At 49.8% G+C, this 13,723-nt stretch carries 10 protein-coding genes; 5 read left to right on the top strand and 5 right to left on the bottom strand.

What is annotated here, in order from left to right; translation table 11 throughout:
* Window positions 1-40 precede the first annotated feature (40 nt).
* The 3 genes from prpC to prpF all read left to right on the top strand — a co-directional run bounded on the left by prpC (window position 41) and on the right by prpF (window position 5,276).
* Window positions 41-1,195, top strand: a complete 1,155-nt coding sequence (prpC, locus tag ACO0K2_RS16640) for a bifunctional 2-methylcitrate synthase/citrate synthase (RefSeq protein WP_423020869.1) — start codon at window positions 41-43, stop codon at window positions 1,193-1,195.
* A 156-nt stretch (window positions 1,196-1,351) separates the two neighbouring features.
* Entirely contained in the window at window positions 1,352-3,946 is a 2,595-nt protein-coding gene (acnD, locus tag ACO0K2_RS16635; RefSeq protein WP_423020867.1) for a Fe/S-dependent 2-methylisocitrate dehydratase AcnD, read from the top strand.
* Window positions 3,947-4,085: 139 nt separating this feature from the next.
* Window positions 4,086-5,276, top strand: coding sequence for a 2-methylaconitate cis-trans isomerase PrpF (gene prpF / locus ACO0K2_RS16630; RefSeq protein WP_423020865.1), 1,191 nt, complete (start codon window positions 4,086-4,088; stop codon window positions 5,274-5,276).
* Between the two features lie 78 nt (window positions 5,277-5,354).
* Here prpF and ACO0K2_RS16625 read toward each other — a convergent pair whose 3' ends face one another.
* The 4 genes from ACO0K2_RS16625 to ACO0K2_RS16610 all read right to left on the bottom strand — a co-directional run bounded on the left by ACO0K2_RS16625 (window position 5,355) and on the right by ACO0K2_RS16610 (window position 9,262).
* Window positions 5,355-5,882: an NADPH-dependent FMN reductase gene (locus ACO0K2_RS16625; RefSeq protein ID WP_423020863.1), complete on the bottom strand. Its 528-nt coding sequence runs from the start codon at window positions 5,880-5,882 to the stop codon at window positions 5,355-5,357.
* 167 nt (window positions 5,883-6,049) lie between these two features.
* On the bottom strand, window positions 6,050-6,925 hold the full coding sequence (locus ACO0K2_RS16620; RefSeq protein ID WP_423020861.1) for an HDOD domain-containing protein: 876 nt from the start codon (window positions 6,923-6,925) through the stop codon (window positions 6,050-6,052).
* A gap of 228 nt (window positions 6,926-7,153) precedes the next feature.
* Window positions 7,154-9,013, bottom strand: coding sequence for a DUF885 domain-containing protein (locus tag ACO0K2_RS16615; protein ID WP_423020859.1), 1,860 nt, complete (start codon window positions 9,011-9,013; stop codon window positions 7,154-7,156).
* 54 nt (window positions 9,014-9,067) lie between these two features.
* A complete protein-coding gene (locus ACO0K2_RS16610) occupies window positions 9,068-9,262 on the bottom strand; it encodes a hypothetical protein (RefSeq protein WP_423020857.1) in 195 nt (64 codons plus the stop codon).
* 36 nt (window positions 9,263-9,298) lie between these two features.
* On the opposite strand from ACO0K2_RS16610, the gene ACO0K2_RS16605 reads away from it, so the two are divergent.
* Together ACO0K2_RS16605 and ACO0K2_RS16600 are read left to right on the top strand one after the other, a co-directional pair.
* Window positions 9,299-10,288, top strand: coding sequence for a fumarylacetoacetate hydrolase family protein (locus ACO0K2_RS16605; RefSeq protein ID WP_423020855.1), 990 nt, complete (start codon window positions 9,299-9,301; stop codon window positions 10,286-10,288).
* A gap of 53 nt (window positions 10,289-10,341) precedes the next feature.
* The gene (locus tag ACO0K2_RS16600; RefSeq protein WP_423020853.1) at window positions 10,342-11,505 is read left to right on the top strand and encodes an ABC transporter substrate-binding protein; all 1,164 of its coding nucleotides are present in this window, start codon (window positions 10,342-10,344) and stop codon (window positions 11,503-11,505) included.
* A gap of 2 nt (window positions 11,506-11,507) precedes the next feature.
* Here the strand turns inward: ACO0K2_RS16600 and ACO0K2_RS16595 are convergent, their stop codons facing one another.
* Window positions 11,508-13,718, bottom strand: a complete 2,211-nt coding sequence (locus ACO0K2_RS16595) for a patatin-like phospholipase family protein (RefSeq protein WP_423020851.1) — start codon at window positions 13,716-13,718, stop codon at window positions 11,508-11,510.
* Window positions 13,719-13,723 lie beyond the last annotated feature (5 nt).

Genomic DNA, 13,723 nt, shown 5'->3' with positions numbered 1-13,723 from the left:
GGAGCAGCACCGAGCAGTTTTATACAATCTGGAGAAGACGATGACAACCGAAACAACAAGCACATTTAAGCCAAAAAAATCCGTTGCTTTGTCCGGCGTAACCGCTGGCAATACCGCACTCTGTACAGTGGGTAAAACAGGTAACGATTTGCATTACCGTGGCTACGATATTTTGGATGTGGCAGACGCCTGTGAATTCGAAGAAATCGCACACTTACTCGTGCATGGAAAATTGCCGACTGCTGCAGAATTGTCTGCCTACAAAACAAAATTAAAAGCCTTGCGTGGCTTGCCAGCAAACCTCAAGGCAGCATTAGAAACATTGCCTGCATCGTCGCATCCAATGGACGTGATGCGCACTGGCGTCTCCGTATTAGGCTGCACATTGCCAGAGAAAGACGATCATAACGTGCCTGGCGCCCGTGATATCGCTGATCGCTTGATGGCATCCTTGGGTTCCATGCTGCTGTACTGGTACCACTTTAGTCACAATGGCAAACGCATCGATACTGAAACGGACGATGATTCAATCGGTGGTCATTTCCTGCACCTCTTGCATGGCACGAAACCAAGCAAATCGTGGGAAAAAGCGATGCACACATCCCTGATTCTTTACGCAGAACACGAATTTAATGCTTCCACCTTCACTGGTCGTGTCATCGCCGGCACAGGATCGGATATGCATTCTGCAATTACCGGTGCGATTGGCGCGCTGCGCGGACCAAAACATGGTGGCGCAAATGAGGTGGCCTTTGAAATTCAGAAGCGTTACGACAATCCAGATGAAGCAGAAGCGGACATCAAAAAACGCGTCGAAAACAAAGAAGTGGTGATCGGCTTTGGTCATCCTGTGTACACAATCTCTGATCCACGTAACAAAGTGATCAAAGAAGTGGCACGTCATTTGTCAGTAGAAGCGGGCTCGACAAAAATGTTCGATATCGCAGAGCGTCTCGAAACAGTGATGTGGGATATCAAAAAAATGTTCCCGAACTTGGATTGGTTCTCGGCAGTGTCTTATCACATGATGGGTGTGCCAACGGCCATGTTCACACCATTGTTTGTGATTGCACGTACCTCTGGCTGGGCTGCACACATTATTGAACAACGTATCGATAACAAAATCATCCGTCCAAGTGCAAACTATGTGGGTCCGGAAGATTTGAAATTTGTACCATTGAACGAGCGTAAATAAGAACGCGTTCATCAGCGAACTTCATTAAGTCATCGCATGTCATCTTAACCGTGGGGTGCCAGAAGCAATCTGTTTTTGGTGCTCTACGGTGTCAAGAAATTATTTTTCTTTGCTTAGGCAATTGCCTCTGTAGCCTCAATACTGAGCGAGCATATTATGAATACACAATTCCGCAAGTCTTTACCAGGTACCTCCTTGGATTATTTCGATGCCCGTGAGGCGGTCGATGCAATCGAGGCGGGTGCCTTCGATAAGCTGCCCTACACATCGCGCGTACTCGCAGAAAATTTGGTACGTCGCTGCGATCCATCGACACTGAGCGATTCGTTAAAACAACTCATTGAACGTAAGCGCGAACTGGATTTTCCATGGTTTCCAGCCCGTGTCGTTTGTCACGATATTCTTGGTCAAACCGCGTTGGTGGATTTGGCAGGTCTACGCGATGCGATTGCAGAGCAGGGCGGCGATCCAGCGCAGGTGAATCCGGTGGTGCCGGTTCAATTGATCGTCGATCACTCGTTGGCAGTTGAGTGCGGCGGCTTCGACCCCGATGCCTTTGAAAAAAACCGTGCCATTGAAGATCGTCGCAATGAAGATCGCTTCCACTTCATCAACTGGACCAAGCTTGCCTTTAAAAACGTTGACGTGATCCCGCCGGGCAATGGCATCATGCATCAGATTAATCTGGAACGGATGTCCCCAGTCGTGCATGCGCAGCAAGGCGTTGCATTTCCAGATACTCTAGTCGGAACAGATAGCCATACGCCGCACGTTGATGCGCTGGGTGTGATCGCGATTGGTGTGGGTGGCCTTGAGGCCGAAAACGTGATGTTGGGGCGCGCGTCTTGGATGCGTTTGCCAGATATCATTGGCGTTGAATTGAGTGGCAAGCCACAACCTGGCATTACGGCGACAGACGTCGTATTGGCGCTGACAGAGTTTTTGCGTAAATCAAAAGTCGTTGGAGCATATCTAGAATTTTATGGTGTTGGTGCTGCAGCATTGACACTTGGCGATCGCGCTACGATTTCCAATATGGCACCAGAATACGGCGCAACAGCGGCGATGTTCAGTATTGATCAGCAAACGATCGATTACCTGAAATTGACCGGACGCGAAGATGCGCAAGTGGCATTGGTGGAAACCTATGCCAAGACGGCTGGTTTATGGTCGGATACGCTTGTTCATGCTGAGTATGAGCGGGTCTTGAAGTTCGATTTATCGACAGTTGTTCGTAACATGGCTGGTCCTTCTAACCCACATGCACGGGTTGCAACGACCGATCTGGCGGCGAAAGGAATCGCTGGTGCGTGGACCGATGTGCCTGGTCAAATGCCTGACGGTGCAGTCATTATCGCGGCGATCACGAGCTGTACAAACACCTCTAACCCACGCAATGTGATTGCGGCAGCGTTGTTGGCGCGTAACGCCAATCGTCTGGGTTTGACGCGTAAACCATGGGTAAAATCTTCCCTCGCGCCAGGCTCGAAGGCAGTCACGATGTATCTGGAAGAAGCTGGTCTCATGACTGATCTGGAAAAACTCGGATTTGGCGTCGTTGCTTATGCGTGTACTTCTTGTAACGGCATGTCAGGTGCGCTCGATCCAGTCATTCAGCAAGAAATTATTGATCGTGATCTCTACGCGACGGCTGTTTTATCGGGTAATCGTAACTTTGATGGACGTATTCATCCGTACGCAAAACAGGCGTTCTTGGCATCGCCACCGTTAGTGGTTGCTTATGCGATCGCAGGAACAATTCGTTTTGATATTGAAAAAGACGTGCTGGCCGTGGTCGATGGCAAAGAGATTCGACTCAAAGATATTTGGCCTGCAGACGAAGAAATTGACGCCATTGTGAAGTCCAGCGTCAAGCCTGAAATGTTCCGTAAAGTGTATGAGCCTATGTTTGCGATTCAAGCTGCGCAAGCCAATTCAGTGAGCCCGTTGTACGACTGGCGTCCACAAACGACGTATATCCGTCGTCCTCCATATTGGGAAGGTGCATTGGCAGGTGAACGCACGATGAAGGGCATGCGTCCGTTAGCAGTGTTGGGCGACAATATCACGACGGACCATTTGTCACCATCGAACGCTATTATGCTCGATAGTGCAGCAGGCGAATATCTGGCGAAAATGGGATTGCCAGAGGAAGACTTCAATTCCTATGCGACCCACCGTGGCGACCATTTAACAGCGCAGCGTGCAACGTTTGCAAACCCCACATTGAAAAATGAAATGGTGCGTGATGCGGATGGTAAGGTGAAGGCAGGCTCGTTAGCGCGCATTGAACCTGAAGGCAAAGTCACACGTATGTGGGAAGCCATTGAGACCTACATGGAACGTAAACAGCCTTTGATTATCGTTGCTGGCGCTGATTACGGTCAGGGATCTTCTCGTGACTGGGCGGCTAAAGGCGTACGTCTGGCGGGCGTTGAGGTGATTGCGGCAGAAGGCTTTGAGCGTATCCATCGTACGAATTTGATTGGCATGGGTGTCTTGCCGCTCGAATTCAAACCAGGCGTCAACCGTTTAACCTTGCAACTCGACGGTACAGAAACCTATGATGTGGTTGGTGAACGCCGACCACGTCAAGACCTGACCTTGGTCATCCATCGCAAGAACGGTGAACGGGTTGAAGTGCCAATGACGTGCCGTCTCGATACCGCAGAAGAAGCATCCATCTATGAAGCTGGCGGCGTATTGCAACGTTTTGCACAAGACTTCTTAGAATCAACGAAGGCCGCATAATTATTTTTGCATGGTCGCAATCTCTTTCTGGTACAGATGCAGGCTTCATTGCCTGCTGGATAATTGATCAACAGAGATTGCGCCATATAGGTTGATAGTTTTTAGGTCTCAGTGTAATGAGATAAAACGAAAGATTACAATGGCTCATCAAGCTCAGATTAAAATTCCCGCAACGTATATTCGCGGCGGAACCAGTAAGGGCGTTTTTTTCCGTTTGCAGGATCTTCCACCAGCAGCACAAGTCCCAGGTGCTGCACGTGACGCCATTTTGTTACGCGTGATTGGTAGCCCTGATCCTTACGGTAAGCAAATTGACGGCATGGGTGGTGCAACGTCGTCAACAAGCAAGACGGTGATTCTGTCGACAAGTACACAGCCGGATCATGACGTTGATTACTTATTTGGCCAGGTGGCGATTGATAAAGCGTTTGTTGACTGGAGTGGTAACTGCGGTAATTTGTCTGCGGCAGTTGGCTCCTTTGCGATCAGTGCAGGCTTGGTTGACGCCGCGCGCATTCCACAAAACGGTATCGCGACTGTGCGTATTTGGCAAGCCAACATTGGCAAGACGATTATCGCGCATGTACCTGTGACCAACGGCGAAGTGCAAGAAACAGGTGACTTTGAACTGGATGGCGTGACGTTTCCTGCCGCCGAAGTGCAATTAGAGTTCATGGATCCAGCGGCAGACGAAGAGGGTGCTGGTGGTTCGATGTTCCCGACCGGAAACTTGGTCGATGATCTTGAGGTGCCAGGGATTGGTACCTTAAAAGCAACGATGATCAACGCTGGTATTCCGACGATTTTTGTTAATGCCGTGGCGATCGGTTACCAAGGAACAGAGCTGCAAGAGGCCATCAACGGCGATGCAAAAGCATTGGCGATGTTTGAAACGATTCGTGCTCACGGCGCAGTGCGGATGGGCTTGATCAAGCATACTGATGAGGCAGCGAAACGTCAGCACACACCGAAAGTCGCTTTTGTTGCTCCACCTGCTGATTATGTATCGTCGAGTGGCAAAGCAGTTGTCGGCAAGGATATTGACCTGTTGGTGAGAGCGATGTCCATGGGTAAATTACATCACGCAATGATGGGCACAGCGGCGGTGGCGATTGGTACTGCTGCGGCGATTCCCGGTACGCTGGTCAATATTGCTGCTGGCGGCGGTGAGCGTTCAGCGGTGCGTTTTGGTCATCCGTCCGGTACCTTACGTGTTGGTGCCGAAGCGACGCAAGTGGATGGTGAATGGGTGGTAAAAAAAGCCATCATGAGTCGTAGTGCTCGTGTCCTGATGGAAGGCTGGGTACGAATCCCTGGCGATAGCTTTTAATCTTTCAACGCCGATGTAAGCGATCTACAGATCTCGTTACGATAATCCGTAGATCGCTCTGTGCTCAACAATGCTTGATTAAGCAGTCAACGTGGAAACAGCAGCTTGAAGTTGTTGTTTCAAGTCTGGATTGCTTAATTCGCCGGTAGCAACGTCGAAATTGCTATGAAATGACGGGATCGACAAACTTGCTTTGACAGTCGCTCCAAAGTACGGAAGCGACGTCGTTGCCGCTTGCAATACCGTTTTTGCACCGCCTGGTCCTGGGGATGTCGCGAGTGCGATGACCGCTTTGCCATTAAATACTTTTTGTTGGATACGCGATGACCAATCAAAAAGGCTCTTATAAGCGGCGGTGTAAGAGCCATTATGTTCGGCAAACGAAATCAAAATCGCATCTGCACCGTTGATTTTGTCGAGAAATTGTTTGGCTTGTTCTGGATGACCATGCTCTGTCTCATGATCTTGGCTATAGATTGGCGCGGCAAAATCATTCAAATCTAAAATCTCAACCTCTGCGCCGTGGATCAGGCTGGCAGCATGGGTGACGAGTTTTTTGTTGATCGATTGACGGCTATTCGATGCTGCAAAAGCGACAATTTTCATGGTATTTCTACTTTCGTATATCGATGATGTGACGGAGTGAGAAGACAGTAATACGCTCGACGTGCGGCGTTGTCTCTCTCATATCATATCTGTCAATAATGACATCTGAAAGAATACCCTTACCAAAGTTGGGCTTTTTGTCGGAGTGGCGCTTGATCTACCTGTAGTTAGCTCATCAATGCGGCTGTCAGAGAGCGTAGTTCTTCTTCCGATTCTTCGAGGATGCTGTTGAGCGTCCCATCACCAACCACAAAATCGATTTCGGAACTAAATCGTTCAGATTCTGCGTAAGAATTAAAATCGAGCGGCGAATGGGTGCTGGCTAACTCGTTGGCCAATAAAATCGTATCGCCAAGCGTTTCTGGTGGCATCGCGCGTAGACCGAACCACATCGCTTCGAGGGCTTGGGTGACAGGTGTAGGTAAATGTAGATTTTGAATCACAGCCCGTCCGATCACTGCCTCACTTGATTCTAGATCGATAATCGTGTCGGCGAAGGCTGGCAAATTATCGTCAACATCGTGGACGCCTTCTGGGTGTAATAGCGCAGGGAATTCCTCTGCGCGAGACATCAAATAGAAGTTGCCGACCTCATGCACAATACCTGCAAACATCGCCGTATCCGCGTCGAGTTTTGTGATGCGTCGAGCAATGACCTGGGCAAGGGCCGCAACTTGTGCGGTATGTTCCCACAACTTATTGGTCATACTGCGAATATGGGGGTCTTTGCTTGTCCCAGCGAGTTGGCGCACGATCACTGAAGCAACGACTGTGCGTAAAGAGCGGAATCCCAGTCGATTGATCGCTGCTTTCACATTGGTAATGTCGCTGCCCCGGTTAAAAGCGGCCGAGTTGGCGATGGCGACCACGCGCGCGGCGAGCAGTGGCTCATTCATGATGAGCTTTGTGACAATATCTACCGCACAGTCGGGATCATCTAATACTTGTTGAATTTTTAACGAGGCAGCCACATTGGTGGGGAACACGAGATCCCCACGGTTTGCCTGTTCGACGATGTTCTTGAGCGCTTTAGTTCTGTTCATCGCAAAGGTCAATCATTGAGTGTTGATATGGTCGCGGCGCTGAGTCAAAGAGCTTGGCTGGTACTTGGTGGCAGGTCGATTACTTTCGACCTTGCCAACCTATTAACTGCAGCTTATCGCCAAATAGGAACAGCACACTTTAGGTTAATTCGGAACTTGCAGCAAATCATTTTGCGCGACTTATCTCTTCAGGTCAATCGCGCTCTGTGATAAACATGAACCCCGTGACTATTTTGCCGTTTGTTGCACCGAAATCCATTTGAGCATTTTAGCTTCAAGTAGCGATAAAGGGAGTGTTCCATCACTTAAAATAGCATCATGGAAGTGGCGTAAATCGAACTTGTCACCCAGTGCTGCTTCGGCTTTACGGCGTATCTCTTGAATTTTCAAAGAGCCAATCTTATAGCCGAGTGCTTGTCCTGGCCACGCCATATAGCGTTCAATACATTGGCGTGAGGAAGCTTCGCTGTAACCAAGCGTCTCTTGCAAATATTGAATGCCTTGCTCGCGTGTCCAGCCCTTCGCATGCATCCCTGTATCGACCACGAGGCGCGTTGCACGGAGCATTTCGTCACTCAGATGACCATAATAGGCAGACGGATCGTTTTGGAATAGTCCCATATCTGTGCCCAGCGTCTCTGCGTAGAGCGCCCACCCTTCGGTGTACGCATTGTTGCCGCCTACTTTACGGAACCGAGGTACATCCAATTCTTGTAAGGTCGCTAAGTGGAAATGGTGTCCAGGCTGACCTTCGTGTAAAAACAAGGTCTTCATGCCCGTTGTTGCATAATCGGCAGGATTATTGATCACTGCCCAGAATACGCCGGGACGCGAGCCATCAATCGCAGGCGCAGAGTAGTGATCCGATGCGGTCGCACGACTGATTTCTGGCTCTGGACGAATATCGAGCGGTGCTTTTGGAATGCGTCCAAACAGCTCAGGTAATTTTTGGCGTATTTGTGCATCGATCACGCGATAGGCATCGAGAACTTCTTTTTCTGTTTTAAAAGGGCGGTATTGGGTTTGTTGTTCCATCCAGGCTGGCAAGCCCTTTGGATCACCGGTGTAGCCAAGGCGTGGTCCCAGAGTTGCATATTCACCTTGAATGCGTGCCACTTCTTTCAGACCGATAGCGTGAATTTGCTCGGGGGTTAATTGTGTCGTTGTCTGATCCTGCACCCATGCTTTGTACCACTCTTGTCCATTGGGCAGCGCGCCCCAGCCAGTCGTGGTGCGGCTTGCTGGTAGATACTCTTTATTGAGGAATTGATTAAACTCACGCAGCGCTGGCAAAGTGGTCTGTTGAATGACATCACGATACGCTTTCGTCAGGCGACTCTTGTCTTTATCAGAAAACGTGCTCGGGAAATTCTTGATTGGCTGGTAGTACGCCTGATCTTCTGCTTTATCGGCGAGCAAATCTTTATATTGTGGCAGTGTGGAGATTACCAATGCTTTGGGTAAGACGATGCCGCGTCGCATGCCGGTACGCATGTTGATCGTTGCTTGTTTTAACCATGCGGGTAGCAGCTTGAGACGGTTCAGGTAAGCCTCATAATTCGCCACTGTGGTGAGCGATTGGGCACTTTGACCACTGGCAAATTGTGCCAATGTCACCGGAATGCTGTCCATTTGATTGATTGGCAACAGAATATCGTCAAATTTTGCCATCTTCAGCGCTGCGTCCAACTCGTATTTCAGGCAATCGTAAGTGACCTGATCGTTTTCGGACAGGTTGTCGCGATGGATGCGGATGAGTTGTTGCGCGATATGTGTTAAGACGGCCGTATGTTTCGCTTTGATTAACGGGTTGAGTGTCAAAGGAAGTCGATCGTCATAGCGATTGTCGCCAATGTAGGTCGCTGAAATTGGCTCGAATGCGGCCTGCTGATCGTAATAGTAATCAGCTAATTTGAGCAGTTGCCGGCTATCTGCCTGTGACTTGGCATTCACGTTAGATGTGGCTGGTGTGGATGCGGGTACATTGGCGGCCATGCCACTGAGGGCGACCCCTGAGTTGATGACAAGTGCTGCCAAAACCGGAGAAAAAAGGGTAAGGGTAGAGCGAAGACGGCGATGTTTGTTCATTGCTGATTCCGGTGAATAATGATGCCTCTGTAAGGCAAAAATAGATCCACTATTTTACGCGAGCTCTTTGCTGTTCTGCACCTTCATTCGTGTCGATGTTGCAGATAGGATAATGTCGAGAGGTGTATTGCTCAGGAGCTCTTCCTGCCATTGTATTTGCTGCAGGGTGTACCAACGGTGCATCGGCATCACCGTATCGTTATCACCGCATCGACACCACATAAAGGTCAACGGTGTGAATGCCTTCATGTAAAATCGCGATGATCAAGATAAACAAGGAAAACAATGAAGCTTGCAACCCTGAAAGATGGCTCGCGCGACGGTCAATTGATCGTTGTTGCCCGTGATTTGAAAACTGCCTGTATTGCCAACGGAATCGCTCCGACGTTGCAACGGGCATTGGATGATTGGAACTTTATTGCGCCGCAACTTGATGAATTGTCTATCCGCCTCAATGCTGGGCGGGCTGTGAATAGTTTCGAATTCTCTCCCAGTCAGTGTATGGCACCGTTGCCGCGTGCTTACCAATGGGCAGACGGCTCGTCTTATGTGAACCACGTTGAATTAGTACGTAAAGCTCGGCAGGCTGAGATGCCGGAGAGCTTTTGGCATGACCCATTGATGTATCAAGGTGGCAGCGACGATTTCATTGGTCCTTGCGACGACATCGTACTTGCATCTGAAGAGTGGGGGATCGACTTTGAAAGCGAGATCGCTGTGATTACCGGCGATGTCCCGATGGGTGTTCCTGTACAGTACGCTGGGGAACACATTCGCTTACTGATGCTGGTCAATGATGTGTCTTTGCGTCATTTGATCCCCGCTGAACTGGCAAAAGGATTCGGTTTTTTTCAGTCTAAACCAGCGTCTAGCTTCTCTCCTGTTGCCGTAACACCAGACGAGTTAGGTGAATTTTGGCGCGATGGGAAAGTCCATTTGCCATTGCGATCTACCTGGAACGGTAATCTGGTTGGGCAGCCCAATGCTGGCGTGGATATGGTGTTTTCGTTTCCGCAGCTCATCACCCATTTATGCAAAACCAGGAATGCCCGCGCCGGTACCATTATCGGTTCAGGGACAGTCTCCAACAAAGACGCTGCCAAGGGATTTAGCTGTATTGCCGAAAAACGTGCATTAGAAATGATTGCCACCGGAGAGCCAGTGACACCATTTATGCAATTTGGCGATAGCATTAAAATCGAGATGTTGGATAAAAATGGTAAATCGATCTTCGGTGCGATTGATCAGAGTGTTGTCGAGGCGGGTACGCAATAAGGTAGTGCGTTTTTGAACTTCACTGAATGAGCCTTGCCCCGGTTGGAGGATACATGCTTACTCGTCGTGCTGTCTGTTCGGTGGTTGCTGCGCTGTTCTGTGCGCCTGTGTTTGCACAGATCAAAGTGGGCGTGGATTTGTCGATGACAGGTCCTGCCGCAGCGATTGGCGCTGCCTCGAAAAAAGCCGTGTTGCTATGGCCGAAAAACATCGCTGGACAGCCTATTGAGTACATCATCCTCGACGATGCCAGTGACCCAGGGATTGCGGTACGGAATGCCAGAAAGCTGATCAACGAAGATAAAGTCGATATCTTAATCGGCCCTAATTTGACGTCGTCAGCGTTAGCGATGTTAGACGTCGTATCCGAAAGTGCCACCCCTATGGTAACGCTCGCCGCGGCTGCATCGATTGTTTCGCCGATGGATGATAAGCGAAAGTGGGTATTTAAAATGCCGCAGAACGATAGCCATATGGCATCGATCTTGACGCAAGATATGGCGGATCGCGGCATCCATAAGGTCGCCTTTATTGGGTTTTCGGATGCGTATGGTGAAGGTTGGTGGTCGGAGTTTTCACAGTTTGCGGCATTGAGAAAACTTAGTATCGTTGATCACGAACGGTATGCGCGCACTGACGCCAGCGTGATGGGACAAGTGCTTAAACTCATGGCAGCAAAGCCCGATGCGATTCTCATCGCGGGGTCAGGAACACCCGCCGTGCTACCTCAGCGAACCTTGGTCGAGCGTGGCTATCATGGTCAAATCTATCAAACGCACGGCATCGCCAGTCCCGAGTTTCTCAAGCTCGGTGGGAAAGACGTGGAAGGAACCTTGTTTCCAACCGGACCTGCCGTCGTTGCCACGCAGTTACCTGCGATGAATCCCGTCAAAAAAGTCGCTGCTGCTTTTGTTGAGAAGTATCAAACAGCGTATCCCGCAGAGCGGAGCGGTAACGGCATTACGCAATTTGCAGCGGACGCTTGGGGTGCCTATTTATTGATGGCACATGGCATCACTGAAGCCTTGAAAACGGCGACGCCAGGCTCGAAGGCTTTCCGCGTTGCCTTGCGCGATGGGATTGAATCCACTAAAAATTTAGCGGTGCCACAAGGCGTGATCAACATGACCCCAACAGACCATGTTGGTTTGGATCAGCGATCACGCGTGATGGCAAGAATTCAGACCGGCCAATTTGTCTACGCGTCTGGCGGTTAGGCTTATTGTCTCCCCATTTGGAAAAAGACATTTTTGGCGCCATTCTGACCGACTGCAAATCCGAGATAGATCGGACCCATAAAACTATCAAAACCGGCAAACAAGCTAAGGCTTTTGCGTAGAGAAGGAATGGTGATCTGGCTACGGTCATTCCACACATTACCTGCTTCGAGTGAAGAGCCTAGAAATAGACTTTGTCCCGCCATTTCAAAATTCACAGCGCGAAGTAAATACGTTGCGCTGCCGTAGAGCATATAGTTTCCGCTGAATTGGTCTTGCTGATAAGCAGACAGTCGTTGGAAACCGCCCAGCGTCGACCCGATTCCTTGAAGCTCGTTGCTCGTCTGAAATAATCCAGCACCGTTGAATTTCAGGTTAATGCTATGGCTATTGAAACTTTTTGCCCACTCACTGGTGAACGATAATTCTTGATAATTCTTTTCACTTCGGTTGAGTCCAAAAAAGACACTGCCAGCAACCTTGTATCCGTCCCGAGGAAAGTTAGGATCACTGAGTTGATCAATCGTGGCTGATGTTTTTATACCGACTTGCTGAATGCTGCCCGCAGGAATAGTCAGGTTTGTGATGGAGCCGTCGGCATTCACGATGAGACCACCTAATTTGGAGCCCACGCTGTAGCGGTTATAGTTGAGCCCAATGCGCGCTTCGCCAAGCTTACTTTGTTCGCCAAGACGGAATGCCCAATCGATACCTGCTTTTTCAGACCGTACATCCAGCTCGGCGATGCGCGTATCGTCATTGTAGGCGTTTAAGGTACTGTCGCTAAAGTCGAGGTAAGGAGAAATAAACATCCCTTCGCGCTCAAAAATGGGCTGTCGCAGTTCGGTGTGTGCCTTGATTTGGTTGCCAAATTCAAGATCAGTTCGCCACTCTAAGCCGCTGTCATTCAACCATGGTCGTCGATGTCCAACCTGTAGGCGAAAACCGCCTACACCATCAAAGCCGCTCGATAAATTTAAACCAAAACGTAAAAAGTGCGGTCCCCAATTGCGCCCACGGGCATCGACCCGGATACCGTATTCTTCGTTGCGTTGAATCAGCTCGTGACTGATGCTGTCGAATTCTCTACCGTTATTGAGAATCGCTAATTTACGGTTGATCTCATCGGCGTTATAGATGCTGCCGATCTCAATCCCAAGCTGACGCCGAATATCTGCCTCGGGGATTTTGCTCTCGTTGCGAATATCGACAAATCCAATTTTAATGGGAGGGAGCTGGGGATTGAGTCTCATACGCTGCGCACTCATAAACGTCGGCTCGGTCAAAGAGAGCGCCTTGAGTTGAGCGGCCATTTTTTGGGTGGCTATTTCGCCGATGCGGCTTGCTTCCTGTGATCGGGAGAAATCCATGAAGCCAATATTGCCTAAATCCGGTTCGATGAGTACGTCAGCACCTGTGAGAAGCGCCTTTTGTGCTTGTACGTTCTGCTCGGTCAGGATGTTAATCATTTGTTGGCTGACATTAAACAATGTCTGTAGGTTATCTCTGGCGAGGAGGGGCGTGCCGATGTTCACCGCAATCACGACATCCGCACCCATCTTGCGGGCGATGTCGACCGGTAAATTTCGGACGAGACCACCATCAGAGAGCAATCGACCATCAATCTCAGTGGGGGCAAAGACGCCTGGAGCCGCCATACTGGCTCGAATTGCCTTGTGCAACGATCCTCTGTCAAAAACAACCATCTGTCCTGTTTCGAGATCGGTTGCCACGGCGCGAAAGGGGATGGGTAATTGGTCAAAGCTGATATCAGGCGGCAGGTGGGCTGTCCAGTTTTGGATAAGTTCCTGAAACTGACTTGCTTGCACAACGCCCGCAGGAAGGCGCACACCGTTCTCGCTTAAACCCAACGTGGCACCCAGTGGGTAGCGATCATCCTCTTCTCGAATGGCTTGCGGTAGTTCGCGGCGATCAACCCGATCAAGTGCGATGTCATTGAGCTTGAGTGCTTGTAGTTTGTTTTCAATGTCCGTCGCAGACATCCCTGCGGCATAGAGCCCGCCAACCACAGCACCCATACTTGTCCCCGCAATGCAGTCAATGGGAATGTGCATTTCTTCGAGTTGCTTGAGGACACCTAAATGAGCAAATCCACGCGCGCCACCGCCAGAGAGCGCAAGGCATATTTTGCGTGGTCGGACTTGCGATTTTTGTGAAGTCAGCGTCTCGGCATTCGCGGGAAATGTATGCAAAAAAA

The sequence above is a fragment of the Undibacterium sp. MH2W genome, from assembly GCF_049340215.1.
GTDB lineage: Bacteria > Pseudomonadota > Gammaproteobacteria > Burkholderiales > Burkholderiaceae_D > Undibacterium.
Note: the sequence above shows the minus strand (reverse complement) of the source record. Positions and strands in the feature narration are given on the sequence as shown.

Excerpts from the sequence above, each read along its gene's own strand:
- acnD (WP_423020867.1), top strand. The coding sequence starts at position 1,352 with ATGAATACACAATTCCGCAAGTCTTTACCAGGTACCTCCTTGGATTAT.
- ACO0K2_RS16615 (WP_423020859.1), bottom strand. The coding sequence starts at position 9,013 with ATGAACAAACATCGCCGTCTTCGCTCTACCCTTACCCTTTTTTCTCCG.
- ACO0K2_RS16620 (WP_423020861.1), bottom strand. The coding sequence starts at position 6,925 with ATGAACAGAACTAAAGCGCTCAAGAACATCGTCGAACAGGCAAACCGT.
- prpF (WP_423020865.1), top strand. The coding sequence starts at position 4,086 with ATGGCTCATCAAGCTCAGATTAAAATTCCCGCAACGTATATTCGCGGC.
- ACO0K2_RS16605 (WP_423020855.1), top strand. The coding sequence starts at position 9,299 with ATGAAGCTTGCAACCCTGAAAGATGGCTCGCGCGACGGTCAATTGATC.
- ACO0K2_RS16610 (WP_423020857.1), bottom strand. The coding sequence starts at position 9,262 with ATGAAGGCATTCACACCGTTGACCTTTATGTGGTGTCGATGCGGTGAT.
- prpC (WP_423020869.1), top strand. The coding sequence starts at position 41 with ATGACAACCGAAACAACAAGCACATTTAAGCCAAAAAAATCCGTTGCT.
- ACO0K2_RS16625 (WP_423020863.1), bottom strand. The coding sequence starts at position 5,882 with ATGAAAATTGTCGCTTTTGCAGCATCGAATAGCCGTCAATCGATCAAC.
- ACO0K2_RS16600 (WP_423020853.1), top strand. The coding sequence starts at position 10,342 with ATGCTTACTCGTCGTGCTGTCTGTTCGGTGGTTGCTGCGCTGTTCTGT.